Source organism: Roseibium aestuarii (genome assembly GCF_008477545.1).
GTDB classification, from domain to species: Bacteria; Pseudomonadota; Alphaproteobacteria; order Rhizobiales; family Stappiaceae; genus Roseibium; species Roseibium aestuarii.
Window position 1 is genome coordinate 1,891,925 of the sequence record NZ_VORA01000001.1, and the last position, 16,439, is coordinate 1,908,363.

Here is a 16,439-nt window from a genome sequence, read left to right on the forward strand (position 1 = left end):
TGACGGAGACTGGATCCCCGGCCCGAAGACAAGGATGACGGTGGAGGGGAGCTTTCCCCTCTCCGCAATGCTCGGGCTTGACCATAGCGGAGGGGAGAGGCTCCCGTCTCGGGGCGATGGTCGCTATTTCAGCAGTTCTCTGCTCTTCACCGCCTCTCCTCGATCCGTCATCCCCGACCTGATCGGGGATCCACTCACAGCCTGAGCAAGGATGAGGGGTCTCCTTCGCCCCCCCCGGAACCTGGAACCTCCGCACGAGACCGGGGATGCCGACCTGAGCGAACGCATCAGTGCCACCGGGGCCGCTGGCGTGTACTGGGTCCCTGCCTGCGCAGGGACGACGAGCCAAGAGGGGCTCCGGGTCGCTGACAGCCCGCATTCAGAAGCCCCCCTCTCAGGACTTCTTGTCCCAGCCGGTGCTCCTGGCCACGAGCTTGAAGTACCAGGAATAGGGCAGGATCCGCAGAAGCTTCAGCTGGCGGACGAAGGCCTTGGGGAAGGAGATCTCGAAGGCGCGCGGGTCCTTCAAGCCGTCGGAGATGGCAGACGCCGCATCTTCCGGCGTCATGAGATGCGGCATGGGGAAAGGGTTGTCGGCGGTGGCGGGCGTGTCGACGAAGCCCGGATTGATCACCTGGATGCGGATGCCGGCCCGGTCCAGATCGAACTTCAGCGCTTCCGCCATGTTGATCAGCGCCGCCTTGGTGGCGCCATAGGCAGCCGACGTGGGCAGGCCGCGATATCCGGCGACAGACGCCACAACGCCGATCTGACCCCGCCGGCGCTCCTTCATGGCGCTTATGACAGGCAGCAGCATGTTGACCGTGCCGGAAAGATTGACGTCGAAGGTCGTCTTCCACTGGGCCGGATCGCCGTCCAGTCCGTCCTGGGGGAAATAGACGCCCGCATTGGCAATCGCCAGAGCAACCGGCCCGAGCGTGCGTTCCATGGCCGCCAGATGATTGGCCATCAGGGCGGCGTCGGTCACATCTCCGGGGAAGGCGCGGATCTGCCCCGCAAGTCCTGCAGCTTCCGTTTCGAGCGCGGCAAGCTGGTCGGCGGATCGGGCGGTGACGGCAACCGTCCAGCCTTCGGCGGCGAGCCTGAGCGCGAGCGCCCGTCCGATGCCAGAGCTGGCGCCGGTGATCCAGGCAATACCGTCGAGGGGGCGCGCCACATAAGGGCTCACATTGGGAGAAGTCATGGGTGTCTCCTGAGATTGTCTACAGGAGATACGCATTCAGAGCCCGATGGATCTGGGAAAGCCCTTAAAAAATCAGCGCATGAAGGGAGCGAAGAGCCGGCCGATCGGGCCGGTCAGACGCAGACTGCCTTCGGTCACGGTGAAGCAGATGCAATCTTCCCCGTCATCATCGGCAATCGGCTTGTGATCGATCTCGTGGTCCGCGAAGGCGATGTCGCCCTTGCCGAAATGACCATCCGAGTCCGAGAAGCCGCCCTGCAGCACGAGCGTCAGTTCCGTCCCGCTGTGGGTGTGGGAGGGCATGGCCTTGCCCGCACGCACCCAGAGGAAGGACGTGGCGCAGCCATCGATCTCGCCGAGCTTGCATTCCTTCACGCCCGGAAGCAGCGTCTTCCACACGAGCCCACCCTCGGCACCGGAGCGCCCCAGAAGCGGCCGGATGGCCGAAGGCATCCAGGCGTCACCGGAACGCGTCGCAGGATGAGACGCGCCGCTCACACGCGGCGCCGGCTCGGTGGCAAGGATCCGCGCGAGCAGACTGTCCCGGTCGGCCAGGGCCACGGGTGCACAGTCTTCCATGCCGGCACCGCCAAGGGTTTCCAGCTGGTGGACATAGGATCGGTGGGTGTCCCGCAATTCCAGATGAGCCCCCACCAGCACATGGGCAGGCATGGCAAGAGACCCTGCGGCATAACCCGCAAGCAGTTCATCCAGACCGGTGACGTTCTTTTCCATGCAGTCGCTCATGGTGCTCCTGTCACGAGGAAATAACAATTCTGTTTCCTCATACGGAGGCTTTGGGGCAGCAGATCATATGACGCGCGGAAAATCGGACAGGGTGTCCTCGCCCGCGCGCCGAAAATAGAACGAAAGCCGGTCCCATTTCAACTCGCTCCGCGCGCCTCCGGTTGCAGCCCTCCCTGCCCCGCATTATGTGATCCCCAACCGACCGGCTCCCCGGCCGGAACGAGACCCTCTTGTCCGCCGCGTGCGACAGCCAGTTGACGCGCGCGGCAAAAGGCGAACTACTCGTTCCGGGCCGGGGCCGGGCCTCATCGAAAGACCCTCGGGCTTGCCGCCCGCAAAGACAATCAGGAACCCTTTTCATGACCGCTGCCTCTTCTGTCGTCGACGCCATCGGCAACACGCCGCTGATCCGCCTCAAGGGCCTGTCGGAAGAAACCGGGTGCGAGATCTTCGGCAAGGCCGAGTTCATGAACCCGGGTCAGTCGGTCAAGGACCGCCCCGCCCGCCAGATGATCCTGGAGGCGGAAGCCCGTGGCGAGCTGAAGCCGGGCGGCCTGATCGTGGAAGGCACCGCCGGCAACACCGGCATCGGCCTCGCGCTGGTCGCCAGCGCCCGGGGCTATCGCACGGTCATAGTCATCCCCGAGACCCAGACCCAGGAAAAGAAGGACATGCTGCGCATGTGCGGCGCGGAGCTGATCGAGGTTCCCGCCAAGCCCTTCTCCGATCCCAACAACTACCAGCACGTTGCCCGCCGCCTTGCCGAACAGCTCGCCAAGACCGAGCCGAACGGCGTGCTCTTCGCCGACCAGTGGAACAACCTGGACAACCGCAAGGCCCATTATCTGACCACCGGCCCGGAGATCGTGGAACAGACCGGCGGCAAGATCGACGGCTTCATCTGCGCGGTGGGCTCGGGCGGCACGCTCGCCGGCGTTTCCACCTTCCTGCGCGAAAAGGTTCCGGGCATCCGCATCGGCTGCGCCGATCCGCTGGGCGCAGGCATGTATCATCTCTTCAAGGACGGAGTGGCCAAGGCCACCGACGGCGGCTCGATTGCGGAAGGCATCGGCCTAGGCCGCACGACCCCCATCGTCGGCGACATCACCGTGGACTTCCCCTATGCGATCCCCGATGAGGAAGCCCTGCCCCTCGTCTTCGACCTCGCCGAGAACGAAGGCCTGCTGCTGGGCGGCTCCAGCGCCATCAATCTGGCCGGCGCCCGCCGCCTCGCGAAGGACCTCGGTCCGGGCCACACGATCGTGACCATCCTTTGCGATCATGGAACCCGCAGCCAGTCCAAGCTTTACAATCCCGAGTTCCTGCGCGCGAAGAACCTTCCGGTTCCGGGCTGGCTGGAGCGTTCTTCCGGGCTGACCGCGCCCTTCGCCTGACGCGAGAAGCGGGGAGAACGGATTTCCCGATGGAGCCACAGAGCGGGGCGCAGGCCCTTGCCGACACCGCAAGAGACATCGCCTCCGGCACCCATATGGTGGAGACGGTGGCCAACAACCTCGGCCTTCTGGCCGCGGCGGCCATCGTCTTTTATGTCGCTGCCGCGGTCTGCTCCGTGCGGGAAATCCTCAAGAGCCGGTCGTCGCAAGGCTCGATTGCCTGGCTGCTCTCCCTGTTTTTCATTCCCTATCTGACCGTCCCGGCCTATGTGATCTTCGGCTGGCGCGACTTTGACGACTACGCCCGCATCCGCCACAAGCTGGGGCGCGACAACCGGGCCGAGCGGGCCCGGAAGCTCGATCTCACCGACGAAGAGGAGACCCGCACCTGGCAGGTCCTCTCCAGCGTCGCCGGACTGCCCTTCCTGGCGGGAAACCGCTGCGAGCTGCTGATCAATGGGGAGGAAACCTTTTCTTCGATCCTCGCCGGCATCGAATCCGCCCGCCACACCATCCTCGTGCAGTTCTTCACCATTGCCGACGACGAGATTGGCAACCAGCTGGCCGACCGGCTGATCGAGCGGGCGAAAGCCGGCGTTCGGGTCTATCTGCTCTATGACGACATCGGCTCCTCCAGCCTGACCCGCTCCTACCGCAAGCGCCTGCGCGCGGCCGGTGTCCAGGTCAGCGCCTTCAATGCCCGACACAAGTATCTGCGCATCCTTGGCCCCATGCGGCTTAATTACCGCAATCACCGCAAGGTCGTGGTCACCGACTTCGAGCACGCCTGGGTCGGCGGCCATAATGTCTCGAACGACTATCTCGGCCGCAACGACCGTTTCGGTGCCTGGCGCGACACCCATGTCTGCGTTTCGGGCCCCGCAGCGCTGGCCTGCGCCCTGTCCTTCGCCGAAGACTGGAAGTGGGCCCATGGCGGCGACATCTCGCTGGCGCTCCTCACCAGCATCGAGAAGCCCGGCGACGAGCCGGTGCTCGTCATGCCCACCGGCCCCGCCGACGAGCTGGAGGAATGCGCCATCGCCTTCGTCGAGGCGGCCGCCCGCGCCCGCAAGCGCCTGTGGATCTCCACCCCCTATTTCGTGCCCTCCCTCGACATCCAGACCGCGCTCTATGCGGCCGCGCTGAGGGGTGTCGACGTGCGCATCCTCATGCCCGAAAAGGCCGATCACAAGATCGTCTGGCTGGCCAGCCACTCCCACGGCGACGACATGCTGGCCCGAGGCGTGCGGGTCTTCCGTTATCAGGCCGGCTTCCTGCACCAGAAGGTGGTGCTGGTCGATGACGACCTCGCCTCCATCGGAACGGTGAATTTCGACAACCGATCCTTCTCGATCAATTTCGAGATCACCCTCTGGTTCACCCACGCACGGATGATCGAGAAGGTGGCGCGCATGCTCGAAAACGACTTCGCCCATTCCCGCGCCGTGCCGCCCTCCGCGCTCAAGAGCCGGTCCTTCGCTTTTCGAGTGGTCGCCACGGGGGCAAAACTGCTAAGTCCGGTGCTGTAACCCTTTCGGCGCGTCCGATTCCGCGCGCCAGTAGCGAGACGCCCCATGACCTTCCTGCCCGACCTCTCGGTCATCGCAGCCTTCACCCTGGCAGCCTTCATCCTGACGATCACCCCCGGACCGGACATGACCCTCTTCATGGGCAAGACCCTGACCCAAGGCCGTCGTGCGGGGATCGCGGCCGTGCTCGGGGCGGCCTGCGGCATCGTGGTGCACTCGCTCTTTGCCGCGCTTGGCATCTCCGCCCTGCTTGCGACCTCCGCAACCGCCTTCTCCGTGCTGAAATATGCGGGCGCCGCCTATCTGATCTATCTGGCCGTGCAGGCCGTGCGCCATGGCTCGGCCCTGACCCTCGAAGAGGTGACCACGAAGAAGGAGAGCTTCGCCCGCGTCTGGTCCCAGGGCCTGCTGATCAACCTGCTGAACCCGAAGATCATCCTCTTCTTCGTGACCTTCCTGCCCCAGTTCGTCACCGTCGGCGATCCCCATGCGGCCGGCAAGCTGCTGTTCCTCGGCTTCTATTTCATCGCCCTCGGCGTGCCCTGCTGCATCGTGATGGTCTATTTCTCCAGCCAGTTCGCAGGCTTCCTGCGCAGCTCGCCGAAGGCCATGCGCGCCTTCGACTGGGCCTTCGCCGGGGTCATGGGCGCCTTCGCCCTGCGGCTTCTGGCGGCCCGCGCCAACGCCAGCTGAGCCCTGCTGCGTCACCCCGCCTGACACCGGCCAGGACGGCGGTGTGAAACCGGAGCGGGCGATCTGATCGGCTCCGGACTCACCTTGACCAGCGGCGGACCACCGTTACTCTCGCTTGCAACACGGGCCGCGCCACATGCGCGCCCCGCAAGCTCATGGCGGGGGAGGCCGCAGAACACCCATGACCACACCATTGTTCCGCGAGGATGCCTATCTGCGCCACTGCGAGGCGCGCGTCCTTGAAGTGAGCGAGCGCGGCATCCTGCTCGACCGGACCGTCTTCTATGCCACCGGTGGCGGTCAGCCCGGGGACCGGGGCGCGCTGCTGCTTGCCGACGGCACCCGCGTGCCCATTGCCAACACGGTCTATGACGCCGACCGGACGGGCATCCTGCATGTGCCGGCCGAAAACGCGCCGCTGCCCGAACCGGGAACCCAGGTCACCGCCGAGCTGGACTGGAACCGGCGCCACGCCCTGATGCGCGTGCACACCGCACTCCATCTCCTCTCCGTCGTCCTGCCCTTCCCCGTCACCGGCGGCCAGATCGGCGACGGCGAAGGCCGGCTCGATTTCGACATGGGAGACCAGCCTATCGACCGGGACGAGATCACCCGCCAGCTCAACGCCCTTGCCGCCGGGAGCCATGCGGTCACCAGCGAGTGGATCACCGACGCGGAGCTGGACGCCAATCCGGGCCTTGTGAAGACCATGTCCGTGCAGCCGCCGCGCGGGTCGGGCCGCATCCGCCTCGTGCGCATCGGCCGCGACGTGGATCTCCAACCCTGCGGCGGCACCCATGTGGCCGACACGGGCGAGATCGGTCCCCTGGAGCTCGGCAAGATCGAGAACAAGGGCAAGCAGAACCGGCGCGTCCGGATCCGCCTCGCCTGAGCCCGGCAGCGCCCCCATAACCGGCAGCCCGCACCCGCCGCCTGCCTGCTTCATTCCGCTTTTTCGTCAGAAGGATTCAACATGTCCTACTTCCCTCTCGTTTCCACCCAGTGGCTGGCCGAGCACCTGGATGCGCCCGATGTGGTCGTCGTCAATGCCTGGATGCCGCCGGTCACCAGCCCGGACATGAAGCCGGTCTATGGCGGGGAGCATCTGCCCGGCGCGGTCTTCTTTGACGTGAACGCCATCTGCGACAAGTCCAACCCGCTGCCGCACATGCTGCCGGCGCCCCATGTCTTTTCCTCTGCCATGCGCAAGCTCGGCATCGGCGACGGCCAGACCATCGTCGTCTATGACGATTTCGGCTTCTATTCCGCCCCGCGCGTGTGGTGGACCTTCCGCGCCTTCGGTGTGGAGCGGGTCTATGTGCTGGATGGCGGCCTGCCGAAATGGAAGGCGGAAGGCCACCGGTTGAGCGACGAGACCCCGCGCCGCAGCGAGAGCCACTTCACCGCACGGCTCGACAATTCCGCCGTGGCGGATCTCGACGACATCCGCCGCGCCCTGTCCGATGGCTCCCGTCAGGTGGTCGATGCCCGCTCCGCCGAGCGGTTTTCGGGCGCGGCCAGCGAACCCCGCGCAGGCCTGCGCAGCGGCCACATGCCCGGCGCGCTCAACCTGCCCTTCCCGCGCCTGATCGCCGAGGACGGGACCTTCCGAACGGGCGACGACCTGAAGGCGGCCTATGTGGCGGCGGGTGTCGATCTCGACAAGCCCATCACCACCACCTGCGGCTCCGGCGTCACCGCCGCCATCCTGACCCTGGGCCTCACCGCCCTCGGTGTGCGGGATCTGGCGCTTTATGACGGCTCCTGGAGCGAATGGGGCGGCCGCGACGATACGGAGGTTGCCACTGGAGCCTGAGACGGGCGCCTTAGACGGACACCTGACACTGGCAGAGACGCGCGAGGGGCGGGGCAAAGAAAAATAATTCTTGCCCCCTTGTGAACCCGTCACCTGGCTCCGACGTTTCCCCCCCGACAGCGTTAACAACGCCATAAGGAAAAGGGAAACGCCCCATGCAACGACCCACGCCCCGCCGCACCGGCCTGCGACATCTGCTTTCGGCGCTTGCCGCCACCACCCTGCTGACGGCAAGCCCCCTCGCCTTTGCCCAGGACAATGCTGCCGCGCCCGCGCCGGAACAGACCGTCGATTGCGCCGCGAACCCGCAGGCCGAAGGCTGCGAGGCCCCGCGCAAGCGCCCCGGCAAGGACGGTGAGCGCCGCGAACGTGGAGAGCGCCCGCGGGATGCTCGCCAGGCCCCGGCAGACGCCCCCGCAGCAGCTCCCACTGAAGCTCCGGCCGAGGCGACCGCAGAGCCCGCCCCCGTAAACGCACCCGCAGAAACCCCGGCCGAACCGGCACCGGCAGTAACCGAGCCTGCCCCAGTTCCGGCCCCTGCTCCGGCCGAGGCCAGCGCCCCCGAGCCCAAGCCCGAGGCCGAAGCAGCCGCATCTGCCGATGTGACCCCGGAGGAAAAGCCGGCCGGGCAGGAAACCCAGGCGAGCGACGCCCCGCCCGCCCCCAAGCCGCCCGTGGCCGCAACTACCGAGGCATCCCCCGCCGAGCCCCGCACCCTGCAGTCCGCGCCGGCTGCCGCCTCTGCCCCGGCACCGGATTCCGAGCCGCGCCGCAAGGAGCGCCGCGCGGAAGACACCCGGGAGGGCGACCGCCGTCACCGGGATGGGGACCACCGCGACCGAAACCACCGGGATGGCGACCGCAAGAAGCCGATCCTGCGTTCGGACGGCAACACCCTGCAGTTCTCCATTCCCCTGCCCAACATGGATGCCCGCGTGGTCATCGGCACCGGGGCCAATGCCCGGGTCGAGCATGACGATGTGCGCCGTCTGGAAACCCCGGAAAGCCGTGTGACCGCAGAGACCCTGCCGAACGGCAACAAGCGCATCGTCATTGATCGTCCCAACGGCTCGCGGGTGATCACCGTGGAGGATCCGGATGGCAACATCATCCGTCGCGTCCGCGAACGGCCGGACGGCAGCAAGGTCGTCCTCATCGACAACCGGGAGGAGTATCGCCGCGAGCGCCGTCGCGAACGGGTGGACCTGCCGCCCCTGCGCCTCGAGGTGCCCCGCGAGCGCTATATCGTGGAAGGCCGCCGCGCCAACCGGGACACCTATGCCCGCACCTTTGAGGCCGCTCCCGTGGAGCAGGTCGAACGGGCCTACAGCCTGGAGGAAATCCGCGAGAACGAGCGCCTGCGCGCCAAGCTGCGCCGGGTCGATCTGGCAGTGAATTTCGCCACCGGCTCTGCGGCGATCCCCGCCGACCAGTTCGACACCCTCTCCTATCTGGGGGAATCCATTGCCGAGCGTCTGCGCCAGAACCCGGATGACGTGTTCCTGATCGAGGGCCACACGGATGCGGTGGGCAACGACATTTCCAACCTGCGCCTGTCCGATGCCCGTGCGGAATCCGTTGCTCTCGCCCTGACCGACTATTTCGACATTCCGCCGGAAAACCTCGTGGTCCAGGGCTATGGCGAGCAGTATCTGAAGGTCCGGACCCAGGCCGCCAACGCGGAAAACCGCCGCGTTGCAGTCCGCCGCATCACCCCGCTGCTGCGCGGCGAGGAATAGGCCCGACCGAGATCTCAGAAGCAAAAAAAGGCCGGCGATTTCGCCGGCCTTTTCGTTTGTCTTGCGCTCGCGCGCGACCCGATCAGTGATGCAGGATCTGGCTCAGGAAGAGCTGGGTCCGCTCGTGCTGCGGGTTGAGGAAGAAGGCCTCCGGCTCGTTCTGTTCGACGATCTGTCCGGCATCCATGAAGATCACCCGGTTCGCCACCTTGCGTGCAAAGCCCATTTCGTGGGTCACGCAGAGCATGGTCATGCCTTCTTCGGCCAGGCTCACCATCACGTCGAGCACTTCCTTGATCATTTCCGGATCAAGCGCCGAGGTCGGCTCATCGAAGAGCATGATCTTCGGGTTCATGCAGAGCGAGCGGGCAATGGCCACGCGCTGCTGCTGACCACCGGAGAGCTGGCCCGGGTACTTGTTGGCCTGCTCCGGGATCTTCACGCGCTCCAGATAGTGCATGGCGATCTCTTCGGCCTGGCGCTTCGGCATCTTGCGCACCCAGATCGGCGCAAGGGTGCAGTTTTCCAGGATCGTCAGATGCGGGAAGAGGTTGAAGTGCTGGAAGCACATGCCGACTTCCCGGCGGATCTCGTCGATCTTCTTCAGGTCACCCGTCAGCTCGTTGCCATCAACGATGATCTGGCCGGCCTGATGCTCTTCCAGACGGTTGATGCAGCGGATCATGGTGGACTTACCGGACCCGGACGGGCCGCAGATGACGATGCGCTCGCCCTTCATGACCTTGAGGTTGATGTCGCGCAGCACGTGGAAATCCCCGTACCACTTGTTCATGTTGATGAGTTCGACAGCGACTTCGGTTTCAGAAACCATCATCCGCGAGCGATCGAGATTCAGCTCCACAGCGGTGTCAGACATGGGTTTCACTCCAGACTTGAGAAGAATGGCGGCGGAAGCGGCTCACCGCTCCCGCCTGGGCCCTTGGGCCCGTTAGCGTTTGTGGCCGGTGTGCAGCTGCTTCTCGACGAAGATCGAGTAGCGCGACATGCCGAAGCAGAAGACGAAGAACACGAAGGCAGCGAACAGATAGCCCGTGTGCGCCTGCGTCGGCGTGGCCCAGCTCGGATCCGCAAAGGACGACTGGATCATGCCGAGCAGGTCAAACATGCCCACGATCAGCACCAGCGTCGTGTCCTTGAACAGGCCGATGAAGGTGTTCACGATGCCCGGGATCACCAGCTTCAGCGCCTGCGGCAGAATGATGAGATACATCATCGGCCAGAAGCGCAGACCCAGCGCCATCGCCCCTTCATACTGTCCCTTCGGGATCGCCTGCAGACCGCCGCGCACCACCTCCGCCATATAGGCGGACGAGAACAGGGTCACGCCGACGAGCACGCGCAGCAGCTTGTCGAAGGTTACCCCGTCCGGCAGGAACAACGGCAGCATGACCGACGACATGAAGAGCACGGTGATCAGCGGAACCCCGCGCCAGAACTCGATGAAGATCACCGAGATCAGCTTGATGATCGGCATGTTGGAGCGCCGGCCGAGGGCAAAGAGGATGCCGAGCGGCAGGGAGGCCGTGATGCCGGTGACCGCAATCACCAGCGTGACCAGCAGGCCGCCCCACTGGGCCGTCTCAACGATCGGCAGGATCACCGTGTCGCCGATGACGAGGCCCGTCAGCAGGTAATAGGCCACGATCGGGAAGGCCACGAGCAGCAGAAGGGCGTTGATCCCCTTGTAGGGTACGGACGGCGCCAGAAGCGGCACGAGCAGCAGGGCGAAGAGCCCATAGACCGTGTTCACCCGCCACAGTTCACTGGTCGTGTAGCGGCCGTAGATGAACTGCTGCATGTAGTCGCCCACATAGGCCCAGCAGGCGCCGATGTGCTCGCCGTCCGCCCCGAGGCAGGCCGTGCGGTCGTCACCCGTCCAGACCGCCTTGACGAGTGCGAACTCGATCAGCGGCTCGATCAGCGCCCAGGCGATCAGGGCGCCGAGGATGGTGAGAACCGTGTTGCCGATGGACGAGAACAGGTTCTGTCGCATCCAGCCGATGACACCGGTGGTCGACGACGGAGCCGGCAGACGCGGCGCCTCGACGGTGCGGATCTGGAACATTTGAGCGTCAGACATGTCCCTCTCCTTATCTTTCCACGAGCGCCATGCGCTGGTTGTACCAATTCATGAAGGCCGAGGTGAGCAGCGACAGGGACAGATAGACTGCCATCCAGATCGCGATGACTTCCAGCGCCTGACCGGTCTGGTTCAGCACCGTGCCGCCCATGGACACCAGGTCGGGGAAGCCGATGGCCACCGCAAGCGAGGAGTTCTTGGTCAGGTTCAGGAACTGTGAGGTCAGCGGCGGAATGATCACCCGCATGGCCTGCGGGATCACGACCAGGCGCAGGGTCAGGCCCTGGCGGATGCCGAGCGCCTGGGCGGCCTCAGTCTGGCCATGGCTGACCGCCTGGATGCCGGCGCGCACGATTTCCGCGATGAAGGCGGCCGTGTAGAGCGACAGCGCCAGCACGAGGGCGAGCAGTTCCGGGATCAGGTTGAAGCCCGTGCCCAGCTCGAAGCCGCGCTTGAGGATCGGCCCCGTCTCGTTGAAGACCGGATATTCCAGATGAACCGGAACGCCGGTGAGCAGGCAGACGACCGTCGGCAGGCCGATGATCAGGCCGAGCCCGGCCCAGAAGGACGGGAACTGCTGGCCGGTCGCGTCCTGGCGCTTGCGCGCCCAGCGGCTGAGCCCGAAGGCCGCACCGATGGCCACGATCAGCGCATAGAACATGAACTGCGAGCCGGGCTCGAAGATCGGCGCCGGGCCGCGCAGGCCGACGATGTTCAGGTGGAACGTGTCGAACAGGGACCACTTCTCGCGTTTGCCCGGAATGGAGCGCAGCACGGCGAAGTACCAGAAGAAGATCTGCAGAAGCAGCGGAACATTGCGCAGCAGCTCCACGTAGCAATAGGCCAGCTTGGAGATGATCCAGTTGTTGGACAGGCGCGCAACGCCGATGAGGAAGCCGAGCAGCGTGGCGAAGAAGATGCCGATCACCGCCACCAGGATGGTGTTCAGCAGACCGACAAGGATCGCGTCGCCATAGCTTGAGCTTTCGGAATAGTTGATGAGGGACTGCGACGTCCCGAAGCCCGCGGTGTTCTCGAGAAAGCCGAAACCGGAAGCAATGTTCAGACGCTGCAGGTTGTGGATCGTGTTGGACACGATGAACCAGAAGAACAGCGCCAGACCGACGACGACGACGATCTGGTAGAACAGGCCCCGGGCTTTCGGATCATTCAGGAGCGACGCACGCGCCGGCGCACCCGCCCGGTCCTGCGTATCGCTTGACATGTACCCAATACCCCAAGTTGACCGCTCTCCCCTTCAACCCCTTGATGGATGAGCGGCGGGAAAACCCTGCCCCGCCCCGGCCCATATGCTCGGACCTGGTGACAGTGACGCGGGAGACTTTGTTTGGCAGTTCATCCGGCGCGGCCTGTCCGCTTATGACGCAGACTTGAGGCGGCCGGGACCGGTCGACCGTCTGGAGACGGTCCACCGAAGGTGAGCCGGGGCCCGCAAGGGCCCCGGCAGAACCGATTAGCGGATCGGCGGAGCGTACATGAAGCCGCCCTGCGACCACAGCGCGTTCACACCGCGGGAGATGCCCAGCGGGGTGTCCGGACCGATGTTCTTGTCGAAGATTTCGGCGTAGTTGCCGACCTGCTTGATGATGTTGTAGGCCCACTCGTTGGACAGGCCGAGCGGCTCGCCGAAGGCGCCTTCGGTGCCCAGCAGACGCTTGATGCCCGGGTTGTCGGAGGCCTTCATCTCGTCGACGTTTGCGGAGGTCACGCCGAGTTCTTCAGCGTTGATCATCGCGTTGAGGGTCCACTTGGCAACGCTGAACCACTGATCATCGCCTTGGCGAACGACCGGGCCGAGCGGCTCCTTGGAGATGATTTCCGGCAGGACGATGTGGTCGCCCGGGTTTGCCAGCTTCAGGCGCTCTGCATAGAGGCCGGAGGCGTCGGTGGTGAACACGTCGCAGCGGCCGGCGTCGTAGGCTTCAACAACCGAGTTGTTGTTGTCGAAGGCGACGATTTCATACGGCATGTTGTGCGAGCGGAAGTAGTCGGCGACGTTCAGCTCGGTGGTGGTGCCGGTCTGCGTGCAGACGGACGCGCCGGACAGTTCCAGAGCGGAGGTCACGCCCAGATCCTTGCGCACCATGAAGCCCTGGCCGTCGTAATAGGTCACGCCGGCGAAGTTCAGGCCCATCTGGGTGTCACGGGACATGGTCCAGGTGGTGTTACGGGACAGGATGTCGATTTCACCGGAAGACAGGGCGGTGAAACGGTCCTTGGAGGACAGCGGGGTGAACTTGACGGCATTCGCGTCGCCGAACACGGCTGCGGCAACGCCACGGCAGTAATCGACGTCGATACCGGACCAGTTCCCCTGTGCATCGGGGTTGGAGAAGCCGGGAAGGCCCTGGCTCACGCCGCACTGGACGAAGCCCTTTGCCTTGACGTCTTCAAGCGTGGTGGCGTGAGCAGCCGTCGCGCCGACGCCCATGGCAGCACCGATGACAAGCGGAAGGATTTTGTTGGACATGGATATGCAGCCTTTTGTTACCCATACTTTATCGTTGTACTGGGCAAGAGACTGAACCTCAGTCCGGCAGGGGTCCGTGACACGGATCTCGCCTCCCTCAGGTTCTGGCTGCATTCAACGCGTGGGAAACCGGCCCTTCGGCCTGCCCCTCACAATCGTCCTCCGAATGCCGTTCTCGAGCCCAATGCACGCATTCGATGGCATTTGACGCAACCGGTCAAGGGGTTGCACTCTCATGACTGCCAAAATTCCCAAGCCGAATCGGCGATTCCCCCGGAATGCACTGCACAGAAGGTGAACATGAGTAAAAATCGACCCGACGCTGCCCAAAACGATGGCAGTATTTATCCGGATACACTGCTCACCCACGGGGGAAACCATCCGGAAGACTTCCACGGTTTCGTCAATCCGCCGGTCGTTCACGCCTCCACTGTTCTTTTCCCCAACGTGAAGTCCATGCGCGATGGCTCGCGCACCTATCACTACGGGCGCCGCGGCACGCCGACCACCGCAGCCCTCGAGGAAGCGATCACCGCGCTGGAGGGGGCTGCAGGTACCAAGCTCGCCACCTCCGGCCTCAATGCCATCGCGCTTGCCCTGCTGAGCTGCCTGAAGGCCGGGGACAACGTCCTGATCGTCGACACCTGCTACGGCCCGACCCGGGAACTGGCCGACAGGCTGCTGCCGCGCTATGGCATCACCGCCACCTATTTCGATCCCTCCGTCGGTGCCGAGGTCGAGGGCCTGTTCCAGGACAACACCCGCGCACTGTTCCTGGAAAGCCCGGGCTCGCTCACCATGGAAATGCTGGACATCGCCCCCCTTGTCGCCGCCGCCAAGGCCCGCGGCGCAAGGGTTCTGATGGACAACACCTGGGCGACGCCCCTCTTCTACCAGCCGATCAGGGACGGCATCGACCTGTCGATCCAGGCCGCGACGAAATACATCGTCGGCCACTCCGACACGATGATCGGCACGGTCGCCGCCAGCGCCGAGGCCTGGCCGGACCTGGAAGCCACCCATGGCTGGCTGGGACTGCACGTGGCCCCCGACGACGTCTATCTGGCCCTGCGCGGCCTGAAGACCCTGTCCGTGCGCCTGGAGCGTCACCAGCGCAATGCCACGGCCGTGGCCGAGTGGCTCCAGTCCCGCCCGGAGATCCGCGAGGTGCGCTATCCGGCACTCGCCGGCAGCCCCGGTCACAATCTCTGGAGCACCTATTTCAAGGGCGCCTGCGGCCTCTTTACCTTCGCCTTCGACAAGCGCGTGTCCGAGGCCCAGTCGGAGGCCTTCCTCGATGCGCTGAAGCTCTTCGGCCTCGGCTATTCCTGGGGTGGTTACGAGAGCCTGGCGATCCCGGTGCGCCTGAACGGCATCCGCACCGCCTCCCCGGCCAGTGTCGTCGAGGCCGGTCCGATGGTTCGCCTGCATGTGGGTCTGGAAGATCCGCGCGACCTGATCGCCGATCTGGAACAGGCGCTCGCCGCCGCCATTCCGGCCTGACCGCCCGTCGTGGCATCAAGAATGCAAAAAGGCCCCGCAGCATCACCGCTGCGGGGCCTTTTGAGTGAAGAGCCGGTCAGGCGGGTCAGACCGTCGGGTCCTGCCGCTTTTCTTTGAAGATCAGGCGCAGGTTGCGCAGGTAGATGATCAGCCCAAGCGCTTGGCCGAGAATGATCACCGGCTCGCGCTGCACCAACCCGTAGGCCAGTAGCATCACACCGCCGGCGAGCGAGAAGAACCAGAAGGCGATCGGCACGATGGACTTGCCGACCCGCTCGGACGCCAGCCACTGCACCACGAAGCGCATCATGAACATGGCCTGGGCGGCAATGCCGAAGACGAACCAGAAGTCGAACTTCTGGACGAAGACCGTGTGAAGATAATCGAGCACAAACTGCATCGGGAGAAACATCCGTCAGGGCCCGCGCAAGGGGCCGGAAGGCCGGGATCAGTCGGCCAGGGAAGAGACCTGCGGCAGCTTCTTGCGGCGGCGGCGCAGCCACCAGACCCCGAAGAGGTCCAGAACGCCGACGAGCGCCCGGTCGAAGATGCCGTATTTGGACTGGCCGTGGCGGCGCTGGCGATCCAGCACGTCCACATGGGTCACGCCAAAGCCCTCGCGCATCACCAGCGCGGGCAGGAACCGATGCCAGCCGTCGAAATAGGGCAGCGTCAGGAACACCTCGCGGCGCAGGGCCTTCAGGCCGCAGCCGCTGTCGCGGGTGTTGTCCTTGAGAATGGCGCCACGCAGCTTGTTCGCGCCCTTGGAGGCAAGACGCTTGGCAAGGCTCGCCTTGCGGCCGACCCGCTGACCGGCGGCCAGCGCACAGGCGGGCCCGGCAGCGTTCAGCGCATCGAGAAGCTGCGGAATATAGGCTGGGTTGTTCTCCCCGTCGCCGTCGATGGTCGCCACGACGGCGCCGCGGGCATGGAGCACGCCGGTCCGCACCGCGCAGCTCTGGCCGCAGGCCACCGCATGGCGCAGCGGACGCAGCCAGGGATGGGTCAGGCGATACTGCTTCAGCACGTCGCCGGTGCCGTCGGAGGAGCCATCGTCGATGACGATCACTTCGAAGCGGCGACCTTCAAGGGCGGCCCCGATCTCGTCGAGTAGGATCAGCAGGTTCTCCGCCTCGTCCTTGGCGGGCACGACCACCGTTACGTCCAGGGGCACCGTCACGTCCAGGGGCATGCTCCGCCCGTCCAGCGGCATGCCGGTTGT

15 protein-coding genes are annotated in these 16,439 nt (G+C 65.1%); 7 read left to right on the plus strand and 8 right to left on the minus strand.

The window, feature by feature from the left end; all coding sequences use genetic code 11:
- Positions 1–394: 394 nt before the first annotated feature.
- Together FR728_RS08005 and FR728_RS08010 are read right to left on the minus strand one after the other, a co-directional pair.
- A complete protein-coding gene (locus tag FR728_RS08005) occupies positions 395–1,189 on the minus strand; it encodes an SDR family NAD(P)-dependent oxidoreductase (protein WP_149892279.1) in 795 nt (264 codons plus the stop codon).
- An 87-nt stretch (positions 1,190–1,276) separates the two neighbouring features.
- Complete coding sequence (locus tag FR728_RS08010; RefSeq protein ID WP_208998689.1) at positions 1,277–1,951, minus strand: ChrR family anti-sigma-E factor; 675 nt, start codon at positions 1,949–1,951, stop codon at positions 1,277–1,279.
- Positions 1,952–2,310: 359 nt separating this feature from the next.
- Between FR728_RS08010 and FR728_RS08015 the strand changes: the two genes are divergently transcribed.
- The 6 genes from FR728_RS08015 to FR728_RS08040 all read left to right on the plus strand — a co-directional run bounded on the left by FR728_RS08015 (position 2,311) and on the right by FR728_RS08040 (position 9,122).
- Positions 2,311–3,345: a cysteine synthase A gene (locus FR728_RS08015; protein WP_149892028.1), complete on the plus strand. Its 1,035-nt coding sequence runs from the start codon at positions 2,311–2,313 to the stop codon at positions 3,343–3,345.
- Positions 3,346–3,374: 29 nt separating this feature from the next.
- Positions 3,375–4,874 (plus strand): cardiolipin synthase, encoded by a 1,500-nt coding sequence (gene cls / locus FR728_RS08020; RefSeq protein WP_149892029.1) that lies wholly within the window; start codon positions 3,375–3,377, stop codon positions 4,872–4,874.
- Between the two features lie 45 nt (positions 4,875–4,919).
- On the plus strand, positions 4,920–5,567 hold the full coding sequence (locus tag FR728_RS08025; protein WP_149892030.1) for a LysE family translocator: 648 nt from the start codon (positions 4,920–4,922) through the stop codon (positions 5,565–5,567).
- 181 nt (positions 5,568–5,748) lie between these two features.
- A complete protein-coding gene (locus FR728_RS08030) occupies positions 5,749–6,459 on the plus strand; it encodes an alanyl-tRNA editing protein (RefSeq protein WP_149892031.1) in 711 nt (236 codons plus the stop codon).
- Positions 6,460–6,540: 81 nt separating this feature from the next.
- Positions 6,541–7,383 (plus strand): 3-mercaptopyruvate sulfurtransferase, encoded by an 843-nt coding sequence (gene sseA, locus FR728_RS08035; RefSeq protein WP_149892032.1) that lies wholly within the window; start codon positions 6,541–6,543, stop codon positions 7,381–7,383.
- A 155-nt stretch (positions 7,384–7,538) separates the two neighbouring features.
- Positions 7,539–9,122, plus strand: coding sequence for an OmpA family protein (locus FR728_RS08040; RefSeq protein ID WP_149892033.1), 1,584 nt, complete (start codon positions 7,539–7,541; stop codon positions 9,120–9,122).
- An 82-nt stretch (positions 9,123–9,204) separates the two neighbouring features.
- On the opposite strand, the gene FR728_RS08045 is transcribed toward FR728_RS08040, so the two are convergent.
- From FR728_RS08045 to FR728_RS08060, 4 genes are all read right to left on the minus strand, one after another.
- Positions 9,205–9,999: an amino acid ABC transporter ATP-binding protein gene (locus tag FR728_RS08045; protein WP_149892034.1), complete on the minus strand. Its 795-nt coding sequence runs from the start codon at positions 9,997–9,999 to the stop codon at positions 9,205–9,207.
- A gap of 72 nt (positions 10,000–10,071) precedes the next feature.
- Positions 10,072–11,223 (minus strand): amino acid ABC transporter permease, encoded by a 1,152-nt coding sequence (locus FR728_RS08050; protein WP_149892035.1) that lies wholly within the window; start codon positions 11,221–11,223, stop codon positions 10,072–10,074.
- Positions 11,224–11,233: 10 nt separating this feature from the next.
- Positions 11,234–12,448, minus strand: a complete 1,215-nt coding sequence (locus FR728_RS08055) for an amino acid ABC transporter permease (RefSeq protein ID WP_149892036.1) — start codon at positions 12,446–12,448, stop codon at positions 11,234–11,236.
- A gap of 249 nt (positions 12,449–12,697) precedes the next feature.
- Positions 12,698–13,714, minus strand: coding sequence for an amino acid ABC transporter substrate-binding protein (locus FR728_RS08060; protein ID WP_149892037.1), 1,017 nt, complete (start codon positions 13,712–13,714; stop codon positions 12,698–12,700).
- A 300-nt stretch (positions 13,715–14,014) separates the two neighbouring features.
- On the opposite strand from FR728_RS08060, the gene metC reads away from it, so the two are divergent.
- Positions 14,015–15,217, plus strand: a complete 1,203-nt coding sequence (gene metC / locus FR728_RS08065; protein ID WP_149892038.1) for a cystathionine beta-lyase — start codon at positions 14,015–14,017, stop codon at positions 15,215–15,217.
- Positions 15,218–15,302: 85 nt separating this feature from the next.
- Here the strand turns inward: metC and FR728_RS08070 are convergent, their stop codons facing one another.
- The gene (locus FR728_RS08070; protein ID WP_149892039.1) at positions 15,303–15,617 is read right to left on the minus strand and encodes a lipid-A-disaccharide synthase N-terminal domain-containing protein; all 315 of its coding nucleotides are present in this window, start codon (positions 15,615–15,617) and stop codon (positions 15,303–15,305) included.
- A gap of 48 nt (positions 15,618–15,665) precedes the next feature.
- Positions 15,666–16,409, minus strand: coding sequence for a glycosyltransferase family 2 protein (locus FR728_RS08075; protein WP_149892281.1), 744 nt, complete (start codon positions 16,407–16,409; stop codon positions 15,666–15,668).
- Positions 16,410–16,439: the final 30 nt, after the last annotated feature.